The 20,230-nt window shown below is 46.9% G+C and carries 20 protein-coding genes; 12 read left to right on the forward strand and 8 right to left on the reverse strand.

Going from position 1 to position 20,230, the window contains the following annotated elements; translation table 11 throughout:
- The first annotated feature begins 59 nt into the window (after nucleotides 1-59).
- The 4 genes from asnS to H3H32_RS13935 all read left to right on the forward strand — a co-directional run bounded on the left by asnS (nucleotide 60) and on the right by H3H32_RS13935 (nucleotide 3,377).
- Nucleotides 60-1,499, forward strand: coding sequence for an asparagine--tRNA ligase (gene asnS, locus H3H32_RS13920; protein ID WP_182463280.1), 1,440 nt, complete (start codon nucleotides 60-62; stop codon nucleotides 1,497-1,499).
- 94 nt (nucleotides 1,500-1,593) lie between these two features.
- Nucleotides 1,594-2,676: a complex I subunit 1/NuoH family protein gene (locus H3H32_RS13925; protein ID WP_182463281.1), complete on the forward strand. Its 1,083-nt coding sequence runs from the start codon at nucleotides 1,594-1,596 to the stop codon at nucleotides 2,674-2,676.
- A 33-nt stretch (nucleotides 2,677-2,709) separates the two neighbouring features.
- On the forward strand, nucleotides 2,710-3,039 hold the full coding sequence (locus tag H3H32_RS13930) for a DUF433 domain-containing protein (protein WP_182463282.1): 330 nt from the start codon (nucleotides 2,710-2,712) through the stop codon (nucleotides 3,037-3,039).
- Between the two features lie 2 nt (nucleotides 3,040-3,041).
- Nucleotides 3,042-3,377, forward strand: a complete 336-nt coding sequence (locus H3H32_RS13935; RefSeq protein WP_182463283.1) for a DUF5615 family PIN-like protein — start codon at nucleotides 3,042-3,044, stop codon at nucleotides 3,375-3,377.
- Between the two features lie 33 nt (nucleotides 3,378-3,410).
- On the opposite strand, the gene H3H32_RS13940 is transcribed toward H3H32_RS13935, so the two are convergent.
- Nucleotides 3,411-4,523, reverse strand: coding sequence for a BamA/TamA family outer membrane protein (locus tag H3H32_RS13940; protein ID WP_182463284.1), 1,113 nt, complete (start codon nucleotides 4,521-4,523; stop codon nucleotides 3,411-3,413).
- A 229-nt stretch (nucleotides 4,524-4,752) separates the two neighbouring features.
- Here H3H32_RS13940 and H3H32_RS13945 point away from each other — a divergent pair, with 229 nt between their 5' ends.
- Complete coding sequence (locus H3H32_RS13945; RefSeq protein WP_182463285.1) at nucleotides 4,753-5,409, forward strand: phosphatase PAP2-related protein; 657 nt, start codon at nucleotides 4,753-4,755, stop codon at nucleotides 5,407-5,409.
- A 118-nt stretch (nucleotides 5,410-5,527) separates the two neighbouring features.
- Here H3H32_RS13945 and H3H32_RS13950 read toward each other — a convergent pair whose 3' ends face one another.
- On the reverse strand, nucleotides 5,528-6,619 hold the full coding sequence (locus H3H32_RS13950) for a BamA/TamA family outer membrane protein (protein WP_182463286.1): 1,092 nt from the start codon (nucleotides 6,617-6,619) through the stop codon (nucleotides 5,528-5,530).
- A 229-nt stretch (nucleotides 6,620-6,848) separates the two neighbouring features.
- On the opposite strand from H3H32_RS13950, the gene H3H32_RS13955 reads away from it, so the two are divergent.
- From H3H32_RS13955 to H3H32_RS13965, 3 genes are all read left to right on the forward strand, one after another.
- Nucleotides 6,849-7,664: a phytanoyl-CoA dioxygenase family protein gene (locus H3H32_RS13955; protein ID WP_182463287.1), complete on the forward strand. Its 816-nt coding sequence runs from the start codon at nucleotides 6,849-6,851 to the stop codon at nucleotides 7,662-7,664.
- A gap of 100 nt (nucleotides 7,665-7,764) precedes the next feature.
- Nucleotides 7,765-8,538 carry an SDR family NAD(P)-dependent oxidoreductase gene (locus H3H32_RS13960; protein WP_182463288.1) on the forward strand — a complete coding sequence of 258 codons (774 nt, stop codon included), beginning with the start codon at nucleotides 7,765-7,767 and terminating at the stop codon, nucleotides 8,536-8,538.
- A gap of 196 nt (nucleotides 8,539-8,734) precedes the next feature.
- Nucleotides 8,735-10,213, forward strand: coding sequence for a DEAD/DEAH box helicase (locus H3H32_RS13965; RefSeq protein WP_182463289.1), 1,479 nt, complete (start codon nucleotides 8,735-8,737; stop codon nucleotides 10,211-10,213).
- A gap of 231 nt (nucleotides 10,214-10,444) precedes the next feature.
- On the opposite strand, the gene H3H32_RS13970 is transcribed toward H3H32_RS13965, so the two are convergent.
- A complete protein-coding gene (locus tag H3H32_RS13970) occupies nucleotides 10,445-11,110 on the reverse strand; it encodes an SGNH/GDSL hydrolase family protein (protein ID WP_182463290.1) in 666 nt (221 codons plus the stop codon).
- Nucleotides 11,111-11,295: 185 nt separating this feature from the next.
- On the opposite strand from H3H32_RS13970, the gene H3H32_RS13975 reads away from it, so the two are divergent.
- Both H3H32_RS13975 and H3H32_RS13980 read left to right on the forward strand, forming a co-directional pair.
- Entirely contained in the window at nucleotides 11,296-11,649 is a 354-nt protein-coding gene (locus H3H32_RS13975; RefSeq protein ID WP_182463291.1) for a single-stranded DNA-binding protein, read from the forward strand.
- Nucleotides 11,650-11,806: 157 nt separating this feature from the next.
- Nucleotides 11,807-12,226 carry a DUF1801 domain-containing protein gene (locus H3H32_RS13980; protein ID WP_182463292.1) on the forward strand — a complete coding sequence of 140 codons (420 nt, stop codon included), beginning with the start codon at nucleotides 11,807-11,809 and terminating at the stop codon, nucleotides 12,224-12,226.
- Here H3H32_RS13980 and H3H32_RS13985 read toward each other — a convergent pair.
- Nucleotides 12,223-13,626 carry a four-carbon acid sugar kinase family protein gene (locus tag H3H32_RS13985; RefSeq protein WP_182463293.1) on the reverse strand — a complete coding sequence of 468 codons (1,404 nt, stop codon included), beginning with the start codon at nucleotides 13,624-13,626 and terminating at the stop codon, nucleotides 12,223-12,225. The genes H3H32_RS13980 and H3H32_RS13985 overlap by 4 nt on opposite strands.
- A 180-nt stretch (nucleotides 13,627-13,806) precedes the next feature.
- On the opposite strand from H3H32_RS13985, the gene denD reads away from it, so the two are divergent.
- Complete coding sequence (gene denD, locus H3H32_RS13990; RefSeq protein ID WP_182463294.1) at nucleotides 13,807-14,754, forward strand: D-erythronate dehydrogenase; 948 nt, start codon at nucleotides 13,807-13,809, stop codon at nucleotides 14,752-14,754.
- A gap of 123 nt (nucleotides 14,755-14,877) precedes the next feature.
- Here denD and H3H32_RS13995 read toward each other — a convergent pair whose 3' ends face one another.
- From H3H32_RS13995 to H3H32_RS14010, 4 genes are all read right to left on the reverse strand, one after another.
- Nucleotides 14,878-16,194 (reverse strand): gluconate:H+ symporter, encoded by a 1,317-nt coding sequence (locus H3H32_RS13995; protein WP_182463295.1) that lies wholly within the window; start codon nucleotides 16,192-16,194, stop codon nucleotides 14,878-14,880.
- A 15-nt stretch (nucleotides 16,195-16,209) separates the two neighbouring features.
- On the reverse strand, nucleotides 16,210-17,499 hold the full coding sequence (locus H3H32_RS14000; protein ID WP_182463296.1) for an McrC family protein: 1,290 nt from the start codon (nucleotides 17,497-17,499) through the stop codon (nucleotides 16,210-16,212).
- 12 nt (nucleotides 17,500-17,511) lie between these two features.
- On the reverse strand, nucleotides 17,512-18,273 hold the full coding sequence (locus H3H32_RS14005) for an HpcH/HpaI aldolase family protein (RefSeq protein ID WP_182463297.1): 762 nt from the start codon (nucleotides 18,271-18,273) through the stop codon (nucleotides 17,512-17,514).
- 96 nt (nucleotides 18,274-18,369) lie between these two features.
- Entirely contained in the window at nucleotides 18,370-19,275 is a 906-nt protein-coding gene (locus H3H32_RS14010; protein WP_182464336.1) for a histone deacetylase family protein, read from the reverse strand.
- A 146-nt stretch (nucleotides 19,276-19,421) separates the two neighbouring features.
- Here H3H32_RS14010 and H3H32_RS14015 point away from each other — a divergent pair, with 146 nt between their 5' ends.
- The gene (locus H3H32_RS14015) at nucleotides 19,422-20,171 is read left to right on the forward strand and encodes an SDR family oxidoreductase (protein WP_182463298.1); all 750 of its coding nucleotides are present in this window, start codon (nucleotides 19,422-19,424) and stop codon (nucleotides 20,169-20,171) included.
- Nucleotides 20,172-20,230: the final 59 nt, after the last annotated feature.

Genomic DNA, 20,230 nt, shown 5'->3' on the forward strand with positions numbered 1-20,230 from the left:
GTTTCAATTGACAATCCGTACTTTTGCGGCTACAACCACTATCTGGTCGCCGTTCTAGTATGAGTTATTTACCAATTCAGCAACTATTAAAGACCGCCCAAGTCGGCACAACCGTGACCGTAAAGGGCTGGGTTCGCACCAAGCGCGAAAGTAAAAACGCCGTATTTATAGCCCTCAATGACGGCTCTACCATTAATAATATTCAGGCTGTAGCCGAAGCCGGTCAACTTCCCGAAGAAACCCTGAAATTGATTACTACCGGAGCCTGCCTGGCTGTTACGGGTCAGTTGGTCGAGTCGCAGGGAGCGGGGCAAGCGGTTGAAGTTAAAATTACCAATGTACTCATATACGGTCCTGCCGATCCTGAAAAATATCCGTTGCAGCCTAAGCGTCACTCGCTGGAGTTTCTGCGTGAGATAGCCCACCTGCGCCCGCGTACCAATACATTCAGTGCCATTCTACGGATTCGGCACGCGCTGGCATTTGCGGTACACAAATATTTTAACGATAACGGGTTCTTTTACCTCAACACGCCCATTATTACGGCTTCCGACGCCGAGGGTGCGGGTGAAATGTTCCGCGTAACAACGCTTGATGCCACCAAGCCACCCCTCACCGAAGATGGCAAAGTCGATTATAGCCAGGATTTCTTCGGTCGCGAAACCAACCTGACGGTATCGGGTCAGTTGGAAGGCGAATTAGGGGCAATGGCGCTAGGTAAGATTTATACCTTCGGACCTACGTTCCGGGCCGAAAACTCGAACACGACGCGTCACCTGGCCGAATTCTGGATGATTGAGCCAGAAATGGCTTTCTACGAGCTGGAGGACAACATGAATCTGGCCGAAGATTTCGTCAAGACCGTGATTCGGTATGCGCTTCAACACTGCGCGGATGATCTGGCTTTCCTGGATAATCGCCTGAAAGAGGAAGAGAAAACCAAAAAGAAAGAAGAACAAAGTGAACTCGGGTTGCTCGAAAAACTTCAATTCGTCATCAGCAATGAATTTGTACGACTGACGTACACGGAAGCTATCGACATTCTGGTTAATTCGAAGCCTGCCAAGAAAGGCCAATTCCAGTACGAGGTAAGCTGGGGCGTCGATTTGCAATCGGAGCACGAACGCTATCTGGTTGAGAAGCATTTTAAGAAACCCGTTATTCTGACCAACTATCCCCGCGAAATCAAAGCGTTCTACATGAAGCAGGACGAAGATGGTAAGACGGTTCGGGCAATGGACGTATTGTTCCCAGGCATCGGTGAAATCATTGGCGGTTCGCAGCGGGAAGACAATCTGGAAAAACTCGAAGCCCGGATGCACGAAGTAGGTATCGAACCCGAAGCGATCTGGTGGTACCTGGATACTCGCCGATTCGGTTCAGCACCCCACGCCGGTTTTGGCCTTGGTTTCGAGCGACTAGTTTTATTCGTAACAGGCATGGGAAATATCCGCGATGTGATCCCTTTCCCAAGAGCGCCCAAAACGGCTGAGTTTTAATTGAGTTATCAATGATGAATGATGGTCTAATGGGCTTCTCATTCATCATTCATCATTCCTAATCGCACCGGCGACCCGGTCATCATTACTAATTGTGCTTGCACTCCCTATTTTCCTGGCAATGGCTTCCGGCTTTGTAGTCGTTGGTGTGTATACCGAACGTAAGGTCTCGGCATTTATGCAAGATCGGCTTGGGCCAATGGAAACAGGAAAATGGGGTCTATTGCAACTCTTCGCCGATTTGCTGAAACTGCTTCAGAAAGAAGACATTGTTCCCACGGCTGCCGATCGGAAACTATTTCTACTAGCGCCAACTCTCATTTTTGCATCGGTTTTTGCCGGTTTTGCCGTCATGCCGCTTACCCCCGATTTACAAGGCTCGGGCGCAGCAGTCGGTGTTTTTTACCTCATGGCCATTGTCTCTTTCGATGTAGTGGGTATCCTAATGGCCGGTTGGGGTTCCAATAACAAATACTCCTTGTTTGGCGCGATGCGGTCGGTGGCTCAGATCATTTCTTACGAAATTCCACTTGGGCTTACGATTTTGTGTGTTGTCATGATTTGCCAGACGCTCAATTTACAGACGTTGAGTTTCCAGCAGGGTATCTATACGCAAGAGACAAATTATCTGTTTGGTCTGAAAGCACTGGGCATCGATGTAACGAGCTGGGGAGGTATTTTCTCCTGGAACATCTTTCGCAACCCATTCCTGCTTATCGCTTACATTATCTTCTTCATTTGCACACTCGCCGAAAGCAACCGCGCTCCGTTCGACTTGCCTGAAGGAGAGTCTGAAATCGTTGGTGGCTTTCATACCGAATATTCGGGCATGCGGTTCGCCCTGCTTTACTTGTCCGAATATGCCATGATGCTCTTGGTATCGTTTTTAGGCGCGATATTATTCCTGGGCAGTTGGAATACTCCCCTACCCAACATCGGCCCTGTCCGGCTCGCCGACTGGACAAGTGGCGCTCCGGGGACTTTCTGGGGGCAACTCACAGGTGGGTTCTGGCTCTTATCGAAAGTGTTTCTGGCCGTTTTGTTACAGATGTGGGTCCGCTGGACGTTTCCTCGTATTCGGGTCGATCAGATGATGCATCTATGCTGGAAAGTCCTGACGCCCATTGGATTGATTCTGTTATTGATTTCAGGAGTCTGGCGGTTGTTGATGATTTAGATTATATTGATTTCCTGTTTATCTTTACTAATTATGAGCACCGTTGTTCAGGAAACCGAAAAGCTGATTAGCCGTATGACCCGTGCAGAAAAAGCGCAGGTTTTACAGTGGATTGTTCAGGACTTAGGTGATATATTTCCGGGAATTGAAAGCCATCCAGACATCGCGAATGGGGCTGCCTGCATTGTTCGAACGCGTATACCCGTTTGGCTCTTGGAGCAGGCTCGCTCATTAGGAGCAACAGATGGTCATTTACTACAAGCTTACCCTTCGTTACGAGCAGAAGATTTAGCTAATGCCTGGGCTTATGTTCGTTCTCATACGCCCGAAATTGCCCAACTAATTACCGAAAACGAGGGCTAGTAATGGCATTGCTCCTTGCCGATGAAAATTTCCCGGCTCCATCCGTTGAACGACTGCGTCAATTGGGTCACGATGTTTTAACCTTATTACAAACAGATATGGCTGGTTTAGCTATACCTGATGACGAAGTTTTAGCCTATGCCATGTCTATAAATCGCTGCTTACTAACCTTAAATCGTAAAGATTTCATCAAATTGCACCAACAATCTACTCAACACGCTGGCATTATTATATGCACTTTTGATATTGATTTTGTAGCACTTGCCGATCGAGTTAACTCTTGCCTAACTACTGAAACTACGGGTCGACTATTACGCGTCCAACGGCCCAATTTATGAGGCTATGTCGGATAAAAAACAATTTTTTATTGTTCAGAACGCTTCTGAAATATTCACGTAAAAACCGTGAGTATGATTTCCGACGGCCGCATCAAATCGAACATTCAGATGCTCTTTCCGGCTGATCAGATAACGCAAACCAGCCCCGCCTGTTGGCTTCAGATCGCCTACTTCAAATTCGCTAGGTTTGTGTGCGACATCTCCTACGCCCGCAAAGACAACCCCGCCAATTCGACCAAAAAGGTGTTGTCGTAACTCGGCCTGCATAATTACCGCATTGTTATCCCGATAGCGACCATTGTAGTAACCTCGTAGTAATGATGATCCGCCTAACGTAGCGGCCTGTTTAAAAGGCACTTCGCCAAGATTCAGGTTTAAATAGAATTGCCCCGCCAGCACCGTATTTGGCGTTAGAGACCGATAGTGGCGAATATCGAACAGGAAATTAGTGAACCCAAATTCACTACCCAGCAGCTTACCATACTCCATAAACGACACATCAGCATACCAACCCCGAACGGGCGAATAGATGTTGTCACGCGTATCGACTAAACTGGCCACTCCGAGTCCATTCACAACACTTCCCAGGCTACCAATCAACGTCTGGGCAGGCAGTTGCCGATCCGACGAGCGACTTATATCAAATGTTTTAAAATACTGTTGCTGAACCCCGACAAACCAGCCCGGCTTTACCCTTCGTAAAAAACGGTTGTAGGCACGCAGGCTTTTGTAGGAAATAAGCTCTTCCTCGTCATCAGTCGTTCCTGGGCCAATGCCATAATATAACTCGGGAAACTTCGTAAAGAGGAGCATTCCCCGAATCAGGTATTTTTCACCTTTCGTAAAAATGGTGTAGGTTGGCTCAATAACAGTTTGGGCATTTTGCGTATGAATGATTGCAAAATCTACATTGGATGTGCGGGCAGTGCTATCCGTTTTAAACAGGCAAACCCCCAATAAACCGTACGCGATCTTGGTTTCTGGCGTATAGAAAATTACCGGCAGCGGAATAAGCTGAAACCGATGGTGCGCTTCTTTCGCCGTATCGGCAAGCGGCATAGCCACACCTGGCGGGTGCGACATTGAACGACCAAGCCCCAGAATTGGCAGAAAAAGTAATCCAACCCAACCCAAATAGTAGCGCATCAGAAAGGCTTGTACAGCATATTAGCGATCGTTTTAAAACCTACGTTTCGGCAATCAACTTTAAAATCGAATTACCCTTCCGGTTTAGTATAAACGATAATAGTACGAAAATATCATTTAATGTAGATTAACCTAAAACCAACTATTTTTTGATTAGTTAGGTTGGATTAGGAATAGATCAGCATAATATCTGTCTGGTTCGTAAATTTGCGCCCTTTTATTGTAGTACATGTCAATTCTCACACCTGATCCAACTGGTGATTTAATTTGGCAAGCCGCCTGGAAATCACCCATTTTCCGCCGAAAGTTTATTATCGGCATGATTGGTATTATTGCTTTACTGTCTTCATTTAATTATTTTTTTCTCACAATTGAACAACATACCGGCCCGGTTTTGAATGACTGGGTAGTTGCTCAATTGCCTCCTCACGATGTCTCACTAATTATTTTTGGTGTAATCTGGGCAGCAGGCTTATTGATCCTGATTCGTGCCCGACATAGCCCGGCGGTATTTATGATGTTTATCTACAGCTACATCATCATTACCCTGACCCGAATGCTCAGTATCAACCTGTTCCCCCTCAATCCGCCAGTTGGGCTGATACCAATGATCGATCCGCTCACGAATGCATTCTATGGTAAGGTTTACATCACAAAAGACTTATTTTATTCAGGCCATACATCAACCATTTTCCTGATATTCCTCTGTCTGCGAGGTTGGTGGGATCGGCTTTGGGTTCTATTAGGATCACTGCTGGTTGGGAGTTTATTGCTTGTTCAGCATGTGCATTATACGATTGATGTACTAGGGGCCTTCGCGTTCACCTATCCACAATACCGGTTGGGGAAATGGATCGCGCTGAGTGGTTGGAATGAAAAAAAATAAAGTTTAATTGTTTCAAACTTAATGTTTCAAGGTCAAGGTTTCATGGTCCAAGTTCTGTAGAAGCGGACACGGAACTGGAACATGAAACCTTGACCTTGAAACATTAAGTTTGAAACAATTAAAACGCTTCGCCTAATTGAAAATAGAGTCCGTTCGATAAACTCTGACCTAATCCCCATCCATAGTCGATACGAAGGTTCAGGCGTTCTTTGCGGTTCAGCGCCAGACGTACCCCTCCCCCAGCCGAATACTTAACCTCCTGAAAATTAAGATCATTGAAGTGATCGCCCACGTTCCCAACACCGAAGAAACCAACGGCGCCCAATCGCCAGAATAATGGCACTCGGTATTCAACCTGGGCAACAATCTGATTTTTACTTCGAAAGCGGCCGTCGTAGAAACCGCGCATACTATTCGACCCACCAAAGCTGGCTAAACTGCGCAAGGGCACATTTCCTGAGTTAAAAAAGCCATAAGCCTGTATGGCCAATACCTGCTGCCGATAGATGCGAAGAAACCGCCGAAAATCAATTACGTAATTTGTGTAGCCAAAGTCGGAACCAAATAAGCGCGCAAAGTGGTTGAAATATACCTGCAAAAACCCGCCCTGGTCGGGAGCAAAGGCATTGTTACGCGAATCGTAGGTCAGACTTAAACCCGCACCCGAAATATGGTAGGGGTTACGGCCCGGCACCGCTAACTGGTCGAAAAGTTTGCCGGGTTGGTAGTCGACACTCAGCAAGCGCTGATATTCGTAAACTAAGCCTGCAAAGACCCGCTCTTTGACCTTGCGTTGAAAATGCAGGTAGGCGTAGTATTGCTTGAAGGTATAAGATTCCTCATTTTCATCAGGGGCCTCTTTACCTAATCCCCAAAATTTATCGGGGAAATAGCTGTAGGAAAGCTGGTAGTTGAGAATAATTCGCTCACCCGGAAAATATGTGGTCCCGTTGATGGCCGCAATAAATTGTTTTCGCAGTGAGTAGAGAGCCAGCGCCTGCGTATTTGATGTACGAGTTGTAAGTGTATCTGTATGACCAAACCGAAATGTAAATGAACTCGCCACCCCTATCGACCAGTCGGTTTCGATAGAGCGAGCGACCAAAGGCAAAATTAGCGTATTTCGTGTTCGCAATAATTGATTAGGTGTAGGTTCGCGAGGAACTGGGATACTATCCGACTGAGCCAATAGAGTACCCTGAATACCCATTAATGAGCTGATTAACAGCAAAAACAACCTTTTATCAAGAAAACCAGACACAATAACTTGAATAACCGTTAATTAAAGTCGTATTAATTAAATTGCGGCAAAGTAATCCTAAAATTGTAAATTTCGTAGATTTGGGCCTTTAATAAACCGATTAAGACTGAGCCTATCAATCAAAGCACGGTCGCCGGTTGGCATCAACTACGGAACTTCCGATTTGTAAACCACCGATATGAGCAAATTAAACTTGCCGCCCTTTAAACTGGGCGAAACAATTACTCCGGAACAACGCCAATTTTTCAATAAAAATGGCGTCATCGTATTCCGTAACTTTATTGAACCCGAAACAGTTAAACTTTTTATTAGCGAAGTTGAGCGAATTGAAAAAGAGTGGCTGGCCGAAGGACGCGACAAAGTAAATGGTGTACCCTTAAAATTCGGTCAGGATGAAGAAGGCAATCCTATGATTCAACGGATGTGTTTCCTGTCGCAGCACAGCAAAGCACTCCACGAATTTTTGCAGGACCCACGCCTTCAGGCTGTTGTCGATCTGCTTCAACCATACGAAGGTCGTATTGCTGAAATCGAAAAAGACGGGCTTATTCTGAACCACTACGTTCGCACACCGAATAGTAAATTCTCGCAGATGGGTTGGCACACCGATAGCCCCCGCGACATTTTCTTAGGTCAGCGCATCATGCCAATGTTAAACGTTGGTATTCACCTCAACCCTACTCCTTACGAAAACGGAGGATTGCGGGTTATTCCGGGTACCCACAAGCAGGGCATCTTTAAAATGTTGTTCCGCAAAAAGTACTTCGTCGACAACGATCCCGACAAGCACGAAATTGGGTTCGATATGAACGCTGGCGATCTTTCGGTACACGACGGACGCCTTTGGCACCGGGCGCAGCAATCGCCTTACGTTGGCGAAGCTAGTCGTCGTCGTGTTATGTATGTGCCGGTCGTTACGGGCAAGTACATGCCTAAAAACGAGAACAGCAAAACGCCGTTCTATCACCGCTTTATTTCAAAAGTCAACATCTAATCCAGAAGTTATAAAGTTATAGGGTTATAAAGTTGTAAGGTTCATTAGCAGACTTTACGACTTTATAACCCTATAACTTTAATAACCAGACAACTTATTTATGGCTTACGCCCTTATCACCGGAGCCAGCCGAGGCATTGGCCTGGCCATTGCCCATGAACTAGCCCGGAAAAAGTACGATTTGTTATTAGTTGCCCGGTCGGCTTCATCACTCCAACCAGTTGCTCAGCAATTAGCCAGTGAGCATGGCATTAAAACCGATTTTCTTGCTATCGACTTAGCTGAAGCCGGAGCAGCGCAGCAGGTGTATGACTGGTGCAGCCAAAAGAAATATACCCTTCAAGTATTGGTCAATAATGCCGGTTACGGGTTGAGCGGTCCTTTCGAGAAACACGCTCTGGCCGAGCATACCGATATGATGCGAGTCGACATGACGGCTCTGGTCGAATTGACGTATTTATTTCTCCCCCAACTTCGTCAACAATCCAAAGCTTATATTCTGAACATTGGCAGTTCTGCGGCCTATCAGGCTGTGCCAGGGTTAAGTTTATATTCGGCAGCAAAAGCCTTTGTCCTTCAATTCAGTCGAGGGTTGCACCAGGAGTTAAAACGCACGTCCGTATCTGTAACCTGCGTTTGCCCCGGCGCTACCGACACCAATTTTGTGGATCGCGCGCAGATAGGTGACAAAGGGCGAAAGGCCGCAGAGAAAGTCAATATGACACCCCAAGATGTAGCAAAGCAAGCCGTCGATGCCATGTTTGCCGGTAAAGCTGAAGTCGTAACGGGCCTGTTGAATAAGGCGGGCAAGCTGATGGCCTGGTTGCTCCCCAAAGGATTAGTCGAAAAAACAGCTGGTAGTATTTACGAGTAATCGTATTTGTTTTACACTACGCGAAAGGCTGTTATCTCTACACAGATAACAGCCTTTCGCGTATAAATTGTACTTCGCCAGTAAATGGCACTTTATTTGTTACACTGCCGTTATAGCCATATAACTTTACAAAGACGTTGGGTGTTGGGCCAAATTACATATCCTATTCCAAAGCCTACCGACGTCCAACTAGCACATGCAATTTTCCGAATTATCATTAATTGATCCTATCCTCAAAGCACTTGCCGAAGAAGGATACACTACCCCCACTCCCATTCAGGAACAAGCCATACCAATTTTGTTGAATCGCCGGGATTTACTGGGTTGTGCTCAGACGGGCACGGGTAAAACGGCCGCGTTCGCGATACCAATTCTGCAACTTCTGAACGAAGACAGACTTAAAAACCCTAACGGTCCACGGCGTATTAAAACGCTGGTAATGACTCCAACCCGCGAATTAGCGATCCAGATTTCGGAAAGTTTTGCGGCTTATGGACGACACCTGAACTTACGCCATACGGTTATTTTTGGTGGCGTTTCGCAACATGCACAAGTAAACTCCTTAAAAGCGGGTGTCGATGTGCTGATTGCTACCCCTGGCCGTTTACTCGATCTGATGAATCAGGGATTTGTATCTCTTCGGGATATTCAATTTTTTGTTCTTGATGAAGCCGACCGGATGCTCGATATGGGTTTTATCCATGACGTTAAGAAAGTCATCGCGAAACTACCTGAGCGTCGCCAATCGTTGTTTTTCTCCGCAACCATGCCGCCGGATGTCGCCAAGTTGGCCGATACTATTTTACGTAATCCAGCCAAAGTTGAAGTGACTCCGGTTTCGTCAACAGCCGACACTATTGACCAGGCAGTCTATTTTGTAGGGCGCGAGGATAAGCGGAAGCTGCTTGTACATATTCTTAGCGATCAGAAAATCAAATCGGTGTTGGTTTTTGCCCGAACCAAACACGGTGCCGATAAGGTCGTTAAAGACCTGTTGAAAGCGGGTATTGGGGCCGAAGCCATCCACGGCAATAAATCACAAAACGCTCGGCAACGTGCCCTTTCTAACTTCAAGAGTCGAGAAACACGGGTGTTGGTGGCCACAGATATTGCCGCACGAGGAATCGACGTCGATGAACTGTCGCACGTAATCAACTACGAGTTGCCTAATATTCCCGAAACCTATGTGCACCGCATTGGTCGGACAGGTCGGGCTGGCCACGATGGTATTGCGTTGTCGTTTTGCGACGCCGAAGAAACGGAGTTCCTGCGCGACATTCATAAATTGATTGGCAAGCGCGTTCCGGTGATTGAAAATCATCCTTATGTACTCGATATAGCTACTGCTGCGGTTACACCTGCACCAGCCCAGCGGCAGGGACAGAATCGGAACGGCAATCGTCAGAGAGGAAATGGTGGGCGATCAACTGAGAGTCCCAACCAAAGACCTTTCCGGCGCGAAGGTGGTAATAATAGTAATCGTCAGGCAGACTCATCCACAGGAAATCAGCCTCGTAATCAGCAAAGCCGCCCTGCCAATCCAAATCGAAATAGCTCTCCCCAACGCGAAGGTGGTCCCACCAATACTAGACAGACAGCTCCTAATGCTGAGAGGCCAAGTCGAGGAACGAGCAACAGTCGTTTCAGCAATTTCAATCCAGATAAAAATTATTAATCTGAAACCAAGAACAATAAAAAATCCCCAGATTGGCTTCTGGGGATTTTTTATTGTTCTCGTGTAGGGAAACTATTGAACTTGATTCTATATAAACTGAGTTTTTTGTCATTCCGACGTCAGGAGGAATCTCAAAGTCCCTTGTTGGTCAAGCTTGAGATTCCTCCTGACGTCGGAATGACAAAAAATAGGCTAGTATTTCTTATAAAAGGAAAAGTTTAAACAGGACCATTATTTAGCAGCCGTTAAGACTTTTTGCATCTGCTCGGCCACAAACTGATTACCCGCATCATTCAGGTGAACACGATCAGTCGTTAAAACACCGCGATCTTTATTCTCAGTATTATTTTTCAGATCATATTCCAAAAATGCCTTGCGCAAATCGACCAGTGCTAAATCATGACGTTTGGCGATATCACGAATAAACTGGCTGTATTGATTCAGATCGCCATCCTGCTGGTTGGTCATATCCGTCTTTTCGCCAATTGCAGCCGGAGTACATAAGATCACTCGGATATTCGCTGCTTTTAGTTTTTTAATGACAGCATCGTAGAATTTTATAAACTTATCAGGGTCTGTACCAGTGCCCATCGACGCTTTGTGCCAAACGTCATTGACGCCTACCCAAATAACAACAACATCGGGTTGTTTCGCCAGCACATCATCGTCCATGCGTAGAAACAAATCATAGATTTTATTCCCACCAATTCCGGCGCCAATCAGTTCATATTGATCGGCAGGCATTGATTTTTTCAAACGGTCGATATAACCGCCAGGGTTAACCCCAGCCTGGGTGATAGAATCCCCAAAAAAGACAACACGAGTTGGTTTAGCCGCGCTCATAGCAAGCAGCCCAACGGTCAGAAGGAAAAGCAGAGATCGATAGATTGTAGTCATAATTCTTATAAAGCAACGAGCGTATAACCATTACTCATTTTAGCCGACGAGGTCATCACAAGTAAACACTAGTTACCAGTTAGGCACTTTACAGTCTTAGGGAATAATCCACGTAAACCGTAATCACAACCAATCGTTTGTAGTCAGCTTAAGGCTGTCCCCCAGGCGATCTAACCCCTAAAACAATGAGAGGACTTAACAAAGTAACCTTAATCGGCAACCTGGGCAAAGACCCGGAAATTCAGCAACTAGAAGGCAATATCAGCGTTGCAAAATTCTCGATGGCTACGACTGAAACGTTTAAAGATGACAAAGGCCAATCACAGTCAACTACCGAATGGCATAACGTTGTTTTATGGCGAGGGCTAGCCGAAGTAGCTCACAAATACCTCCAAAAAGGAAGTTCTGTTTTTGTTGAAGGTAAACTAAAAACACGGCAGTATGACGATAAGGAAGGCAAGACGCGCTACATCACCGAAATCATTGCCGACCAACTTATCCTACTGGACAAACGAAACGACGCCAATTACGACGAGTAAATCCATTAAGTATCACCAAAGGCATAGCCTGCTGAAATAGGCATTAAGGTACTCATAACCAGCGAAAATGATCTAAGAATATGAAGCTCAGAACTTGTATTCTTAGATCATTTTTTTGATTATTGATGAGCGAAATAACAGTCGATACACCAACGCAATGGCCAAGAACAAAACAACTGAAACGGAGGATAGTGTACCCGATTATCTAGCCGGTATTTCTGACGAAAAAAAGCGACAGGATTGTTCGGCAATTGTTGAGTTTATACAAAACCACACAGGCTTAGCGCCTAAACTATGGGGGGCTGCCATTATTGGTTTTGGAAGTTACCATTACAAGTATGAGAGTGGCCGCGAAGGCGATGCCCCTTTGGTTGGCTTATCAGCCAGAGCCAACGCCATTACCCTTTACATGGCATTCGACAGTGAGCATAAACAGGCACTACTGCAACGCTTGGGCAAGCATAAAACAGGCAAGAGCTGCATTTACATACAAAAGCTGGAAGATATTGATACAGAGGTACTAGACACAATGGTAGATAGGGCTATTAACTACATAAAAAGCCAGTATCCAGCTTAAACGTCAAGCTTTCTGCATACGTCTAGCAATGCGGTTTCATCCCCTACATTACCCGGAAAAACAACGTAGCTTATTTCTGGAAATTTACTCTTCGCATCCAGCTTCCAGACAGGAACGCCCGGAATTACGGGCCCTAAAACCAATGCTGTTTCGGCAGAAAGCCCTTTTGATGCCAGATCACTGGACGTAATTCCACCTTTAGCAACAATAAATTTGGGCCGTATTGTCAGAAACTTCAGAATGTTGACTAAAAAATTGGAGACCGTCGAGTTAATCGTCAAACTACTCGCTGAATCTGCGCCAACTTCCTGCTGTCGGCTGGTATAAATGACCACGTCATTACCTGATGCAAGCCATTTATCGGTTTGCTGACTAATAGCAGTGGCTTTCGCCAATGGGTCAGTTGACGTCAATACCTCGCTAACTTTTACTTCGATTGCTTTACTTGTTCCATTGGCCAGAAGCCAGGAAAGTTGACTGGTTGTTTTAGGAACATGGGAGCCTACCATCACGAGTGATCCATTTCCAGAGCCTGTCTTCTGTTTTAGCGGAGTGACTATTTTGCCAGAGGCCATGCCCGCACGGATAGGAACCAGGGTTGCCGAACTCCGATACAGAAATTTTTTCCCAGACTTTTCGGCACGAAGTAATCCCATTACAAGCACCTCTAAATCGCGATAACTAACTGCGTTAACAATACAGACTGATCCGTTCGGGCAGGCTTGTAGCTTCTCAATCACCCTTTGTGGTCCACCCAGTCGGAGGTCATCAATGGTGATTGAATTAACGTTCTGTGCGCTTATACTTCCTTTGGTCTTTTCTTCTACCCACTGTTTCAGATTGGCGTTTTGGTAACCAAACACCACATCGTTAGCAAAAGGCGTATCTGAAACCGGCACTAACGTCTGGTTGTCAATTAGATAATGAACATCATCAATCGTAATTCGACCACCTTCAATAAACGCAGGCACTAAAACGATCACGGCATCAGTCATGTTGAGCGTCTCAGATAACGCATCCACTTCAGCGGGAAAATGCCCTCTTAATGTAGAGTCGCTTCGGCTGATTACAACAATCTCTCTCCCACTCGCCTTCGCAGCTTCGTTCAGGTTTGTGCCGATTTCGTGCGCAAGCCCAATTGCCTCCGATTCGGGTAGACTACGGGAGTTGGTGAGAATGAATAAAATGGACGGTTTCTTTTTCAACTCATCCGTAATCAACGCCACTCGCCATGATGTCAGCACCGTTACATCAGAGGAAGTTTGCGTTCCCGTCGGGTCATCGTCAAGCACCACAATGGTTTTCCCACTCTGAACAAACTCATCCCGAATGGCGCTAAGCATCTCCTCTGGATAGTCGGGCGGAAGTTGCGCCACCTTCTGATCTACAGTCAAATACATCTATTACAACGAACTTTTAAAGTAAAACAAGTAAATAAAGCAGAGTTGGTTCTATTGCTTATACTGCGACCAGTACTATGCACTTGCGTTCACTGTTTTTTATGACAGTGGCCAGCAGGTCGTATTACACAATCAAGAGTAGTGAAACTGTCAGCCCTACTTACTTCGAATTTTACGTCTATGCAATTAATCATTACTGGTGGTGCTGGCTTCCTTGGCCAACGGCTGGCCAAAGCATTACTTAACAGTTCATTAGCTTTTGATAAGTTAGTTTTAGTCGATCTAATTCTGCCCCAAAATCCTGGGAATGACGATCGTATAAGCTGCCTACAGATGGACCTTTCAGAAGAAGGAGCTGCTCAAAAACTAGTTACGGCAGATACTGAGATTCTGTTTCACCTCGCAGCGGTAGTGAGTAGTCATGCGGAAAAAGATTTTGATCTGGGCTGGAAGGTGAATCTGGATTGTACCCGGTACTTGCTGGAAGCCTGTCGACATCAACGCCCTGGCATCCGGTTTGTCTTTGCCAGTTCACTCGCCGTTTACGGTGGCCCTCTGCCCGAAATCGTCAATGACATGACGGTTGTTACGCCCCGATCTTCGTACGGAAGTCAGAAAGCGATGGGCGAGTTATTAGTCAATGAGTATACGCGAAAAAACTTCGTAGATGGGCGTGTTTTACGCTTACCTACCATCTGCGTCAGACCCGGCAAACCCAATCTGGCCGCTTCTTCCTTTGTTAGCAGTATTATTCGGGAGCCGATTAATGGCGAAGAAGCCATTTGTCCGGTTTCACCAGAGCTTGTCTTATGGCTGTCGAGTCCAGATACAATCATTCAGAATATCGTCAAAGGAGCCTTGCTGGATAGTGCTATCTTCGGCGGTTGGGCAACTGTAAACTTACCCGGAATTAGCGTAACCGTAGAGCAGATGCTTGATTCGCTCGAACGAATCACCAATAAAGAAACGCGGGCGCGCGTACAGTTCAGGCCCGATCCAGCCATCAATGCAATTGTAAGCAGTTGGCCGGGTTTACTCGATAATACAAGAGCCCTGCATTGCGGCTTCGACGTCGATAGCGATTTCGACCAATTTATTACGCAGTTCATTGCTCAGAACAAGCCGTAGCGTCAAGCTCACAGGTAGCGTGTTACTCATAAGCCAAAAGCCGCGTCATGGGTTTGACCCACGACACGGCTTTTTTATTAATAGCTTTATTAGGCAGTTCTATTTTGCCCCGAAGATACAAACTTAAACCACTATATTAAGTAATAATACTCCTATTAATCCAACAATTGATACAATGGTTTCCATTAACGACCAGGTTCGGATGGTTTGTCCAATGGTTAAATTGAAATATTCTTTAAAGAGCCAGAAGCCACCGTCGTTGATGTGCGAAAACATCAGACTCCCGGAACCAATGGCCAATACCATCAACTCCGGCTTTATGGCCTGCGATTGCAATAAGGGCAATACGATACCTACGGTTGTCAACCCAGCAACGGTAGCCGAGCCAACACACACGCGGATAAAAGCCGCAATGCCCCAGCCAAGTAATAAAGGAGGGATAGCTGCATCCGCCAGTAAGCTACCGATGTATTTGCTGGTACCGCTATCGCCGAAAACCTGTTTAAGCGCCCCTGCCCCCGCAATAACCAGTAAAATCGGGGCTACGGCTTTGACGGCTTCTTCCATATCTTTCGTGATCGCTTTCATGGATTGCCCCTGCCGAATGCCCAATGTGTACATCGCCACCAGTACCGATAATAACATGCCGATATAGGGTTCGGCCAATAAGGTGACGATGGTTTTCAGAAGAGAATCACCCGCCATCGAGTTTTTCAACGGGCCAAATGTTGTTAACAACAATACGGGTAATAACGCCACCAGAAAGCTAATGCCCGCACTCGGCAAGTTTTTTACGGCGATATCACGATTTTTGAATAACTCCTGATTAGGCGTCGCGTTAATGTTTGTCAGTGTTTTGCCAAATATCGGGCCAGCAATAATGATAGCTGGAATGGCCACGATAATACCGTAGAGAAGGGTTTGCCCGATGTTTGCATTAAGCTGCCCCGCCACAGCCGATGGCGATGGGTGCGGAGGCAAATACCCGTGTGCCACCGACAAAGCCGACAACATGGGCACAGCTACCGACATCAGGGGTAATCGGGAGGAAGCCGCAATCGTAAAAATCAGGGGAACAACAATAATGAAACCCGCATTGTAAAAAAGCGGGATACCAATCACAAAGCCCGCCAGAGCCAATCCCCAACGAATGTTTTTGATACCGAACCAACCAATCAGAACGTCGGTAATTCGTCGGGCGGCTCCGCTTTCGGCAACTAATCGGCCCAGCATAGCCCCGAAACCGATAATTAATACCAGCTCGCCCAGGGTGCCGCCAATCCCCGTTTGGATGGACTTACCGACAGCCACAACGTCCATACCAGACGCTAAACCAATGCCTAAGGAAACAATGACAAACGAAATGAAGGTGTCTAATCGAACAAAGGCAACTAAAAAAACAAGCGTCAGAATCCCGATCAGGGTTAGAATAAGGGGCATGATAAGCAGGTGGGTTTAGAACGACAAAGCGTAAGTTGCTAATTTTTCTACTTCATTCACTAATGAATTGGTCAGATCGAACGGAACAACGTGCAATCGGGTGGTAGCATCGTAGCCGAACACGGGCAAGGGTTGGCGGAAGGTTTCATTGGTCGGATAAATCAGAAACAGATCATCCGCAGCGTATTTTTTACCATACGCATACAGTTGGTACATATCTGTCTGCTCAATACCATAGTTTCCTGAACTCGCACTTAGGCCAGCTTCCCGGCCTTTTATCTGCTTCCATTTCGTATCGAACACCATCGTTTTGGCAGCGTGTCGAATTAATATATCGGGCCGAAGTTTAAATTTAGGCGCACCAACATGCTCATCGACCAAGTGGGCTGATGACTCCTGAACCCGCACCTCATCAGTATCGGGCCAATACGAGCGGATGCCATAGGCCACGTAATCTTCAAAAACCCGTTCCATTGGAAATAAGAGAGACAGGCTAGGCATCTGGCCCGTTTTAATCCCAAACCCCTGCCCTTGCAGCAAAGCTTCGGCCCAACGCAAGGCCGCTTCGTAGCGTAGAAACAAGCGACTGGATCGGCGAATCAGGCGTAAATCATCTGGCAACGATTCAGTAAAAGGCACTTCATCCATCGCCCAAAGCACCTGCCGAATCCGGCGAAGAGTAGGCGGATGAGTGGTCGCTCCATTTAGGTAAATCAGTGCTGTTTTCAGAATACGATTCGCGGCTACATCGGCCGTTAAGCGCTCATAGGTGACCGCCAGCCGCTCAGCGTGCCAGGCATTTTCTCGCTGTTGCCGGGCTACCTGAAGCTTACCTTTCCAGAAGCGTTCATTGCTATCGACCGATACATACGCATGCTGGATTCCCTGTTGAACCAGCGGCTCTACCGTATCAAGAAAGGCGGCAATAAACACATCCCAAAGAGGCAACTGAATGGCGCGTGTATGCGCAGCCGATAATGTTCTGAACGGACTATATCGCAGATGGCGTAACATCTTCAGCAGTATGGGGCGCGATTTTTCAACCTGACCCACCTTCGGCAGTACCTCAAGCTGTTGATGATTGGGCAACGGAAACAACCCGACGTAATTCCGAACCTGAATAAGTTCCCGGCCTTTTTGAATCGAAAATGCCAGCAATCCTTCGGCTTGCTCATCGTCAAACACAAACCGACGTAGTGACTGGAAAACGCTATCGGGCACCAGAATCCCGTTCAGCGGAGGCTCTGTCCACTGTTCAGCGGAACCAATGAGGCTGTTTTCAAGAACCGAAATCGTTTGGATCATGCAGGCCTGCCGTTATACTCTACCTTTCATAAAATCACCGGCGGCAGATTTCAATAGCCCGGCAAAGGAGTTCAGACAGAATAAAACACCTCGATCAATCAACGCTTTAGCCTGATCGCCAGTGGCCGCAGTAGTCCCTGCAATCAATCCTGCTTTTCTGATTTTTTCGACAACGCCCGCAATAGTCCGTTTCACTTCATCGTGGCCGGGGCCGTCGTAATAACCCATGCTCATGGCTAAGTCACGAGGGCCAATCACGAAACCGTCGAGCCCGTCAACCTGTAGCAAATCGTCGAGATTAGCGATGGCTTCTTTGTCTTCAATTTGTGCTAAGATCAGGGTCTGTTCGTTCGCAAATTCGACGGCCTCGCCCTGATTCATATTCCCCAATAGGTAATCATTGGCCCGTGCAGGAGCAAATCCTCGTAGGCCCAAAGGCGGATATTTAACGGCCTGTACCAACGCTTCGGCTTCGGCAACTGTACTAACGCCAGGCATCATAATGCCCATTACGCCCGAATCCAGAAATTGCAGAATCAATTTGGGGTCATTGCTCCGCACACGAGCCAACGGCGTGATGCCACTTAACTCACAAGCCCGCACAATGTCCTGAACCTGTGCTGTTGTGACGGGACTGTGCTCACCATCGATCATGTAAAAATCCAGGCCCGAAAACCCACAAAGTTCCGCAACGGTAGGATCGGAGCTGTTAGAAAGAACACCCAGAACGGGCTGGCTATTTTTGAGCCGGGTTTTAACAATATTTTGCTTCATAGTACGAAGGTAATACGGTTTTCGGTATTCAGTTTACGGTGGCTGACGCAGGAATGATGGCGCGTCAGCTACCGTAAACTGAATACCGAAAACCGCCTAACTCCCAAACAAATCGACCGCCAATCGAAACGTGTTACAGTGCGCTTCAACAATATCGGTTAGTCGTGGAGAATAGCCCCCTCCCATTGATATAACAATGGGCAGGCTGTTTTTAATAGCCTGGTCAAACACAAACTGATCCCGCTCCTTGCACCCTTCCCGGCTAACGCTCAGCTTTCCCAGGCGATCCGATGCCAGAATATCGACACCCGATACATAAAACAGAAAGTCAGGCTGCACGCGACGAATCAACCCCGGTAACGTATCGAATAAAGTATTCAGATAGCGTTCATCTTCGGTGCCGGTATCGAATTCTATATCGAGGTCCGATTGCTCTTTTTTGAGGGGATAATTGTCTTTCCCATGCATGCTAAACGTAAATACGCGGGGCTCATGCTGAAACATAACGGCGGTTCCATTCCCTTGGTGAACATCCAGATCAATCACCAGAATTTTCTGCGACTGACCTGTTTCAAGCAGATAGTGAGCCGCAACGCCCACGTCATTTAGCAGGCAAAACCCCTCCCCGCGATCAGGAAACGCATGGTGAGTTCCTCCCGCAATGTTCATCGAAACCCCATCCGTTCGGGCAATTTGGGTGCCTTTAAGCGTTCCCTGCGTAATGATCCACTCCCGATCGATAAGCTCAGGCGTGAGCGGAAACCCAATCCGGCGCATCATCTTTGGATCAACGGTTCCGGTTTTTAACGACTGCACATACTCGGCAGTATGCACGCCCAGTACCCATCGATCATCGACCGGATCAGGGGCAAAAAAGTTAGCCTCCGTACAGGTTCCCTCGTACAGAAGTTGTTCATAAATCAGTTCATATTTGAGCATGGGAAACCGATGGCCTTCGGGTAATCGGAGTCGGTAAACGGGCGAAAATGCAATCTGAAGCATGAACGAATAAGGTCGGTAGGTTGCAAAAATCAACTGTCCCGTTCGATAAGGATACGCATTAGTTAACCCATCTGCGGCAAGTTGTGTTACCAAACCAACTTAATTGTTCGTTGGTATAGTTTATCCAACTTCATAATGTGGCTTGTATGAAAACAGCTATTATCACCGGGGGCGGTCAGGGGATTGGCCGCGTTGCAACACAATATTTACTCACGCACGGTTATCGGGTAGCGGTTTGGGAAGCCGACACCGATGCCCTCGCCGAACTCAAAGAAGCCTTTAAAGCCTCGTCGGCACAAATTTTATTCGTTTCCTGTGATGTTTCCAGTGAACTGAATGTCCGAAAAGCAGCCGAACAAACTGTTGCGCATTTTGGGCAAATCGATACCCTGATTAACAATGCGGCCATCATGATTGAAAAACCGCTCGACAAACTCATGCTCGACGAATGGAACCGGGTCATCAGTACGAATTTAACAGGTGCTTTTCTGTGTGCGAAACATACCGCCCCTTACCTGGCTACTCAGAAAGGCAGCATTATCAATATCTGTTCAACACGGGCGTTTCAGTCGGAGCCGGATACGTTTGCCTACTCAGCCAGCAAAGGGGGCCTTCTGGCCCTAACCCACTCCCTTGCCATTAGTCTGGGCCCCGACGTTCGTGTCAATGCCATTAGCCCCGGCTGGATCGATGTGTCGGCACTAAAGAAAAAAGCGAAGGCTAAATCCGATGAACTTCAACCCGAAGATCACGATCAGCATCCGGCAGGCCGGGTGGGGCAGCCCGACGATATTGCCCGGATGATTCTGTTCCTGATAGCGCCCGAAAACAGCTTTATTACGGGGCAAAATTTTGTAGTTGATGGCGGAATGACCCGTAAAATGATTTACGTATAACTACGCTACTAAAAAGGCTAAAACATCCTCACCTTTGTGGTGTTTAGTAAGTAGTTTTA

Source organism: Spirosoma foliorum (assembly GCF_014117325.1).
Classification (GTDB): domain Bacteria; phylum Bacteroidota; class Bacteroidia; order Cytophagales; family Spirosomataceae; genus Spirosoma; species Spirosoma foliorum.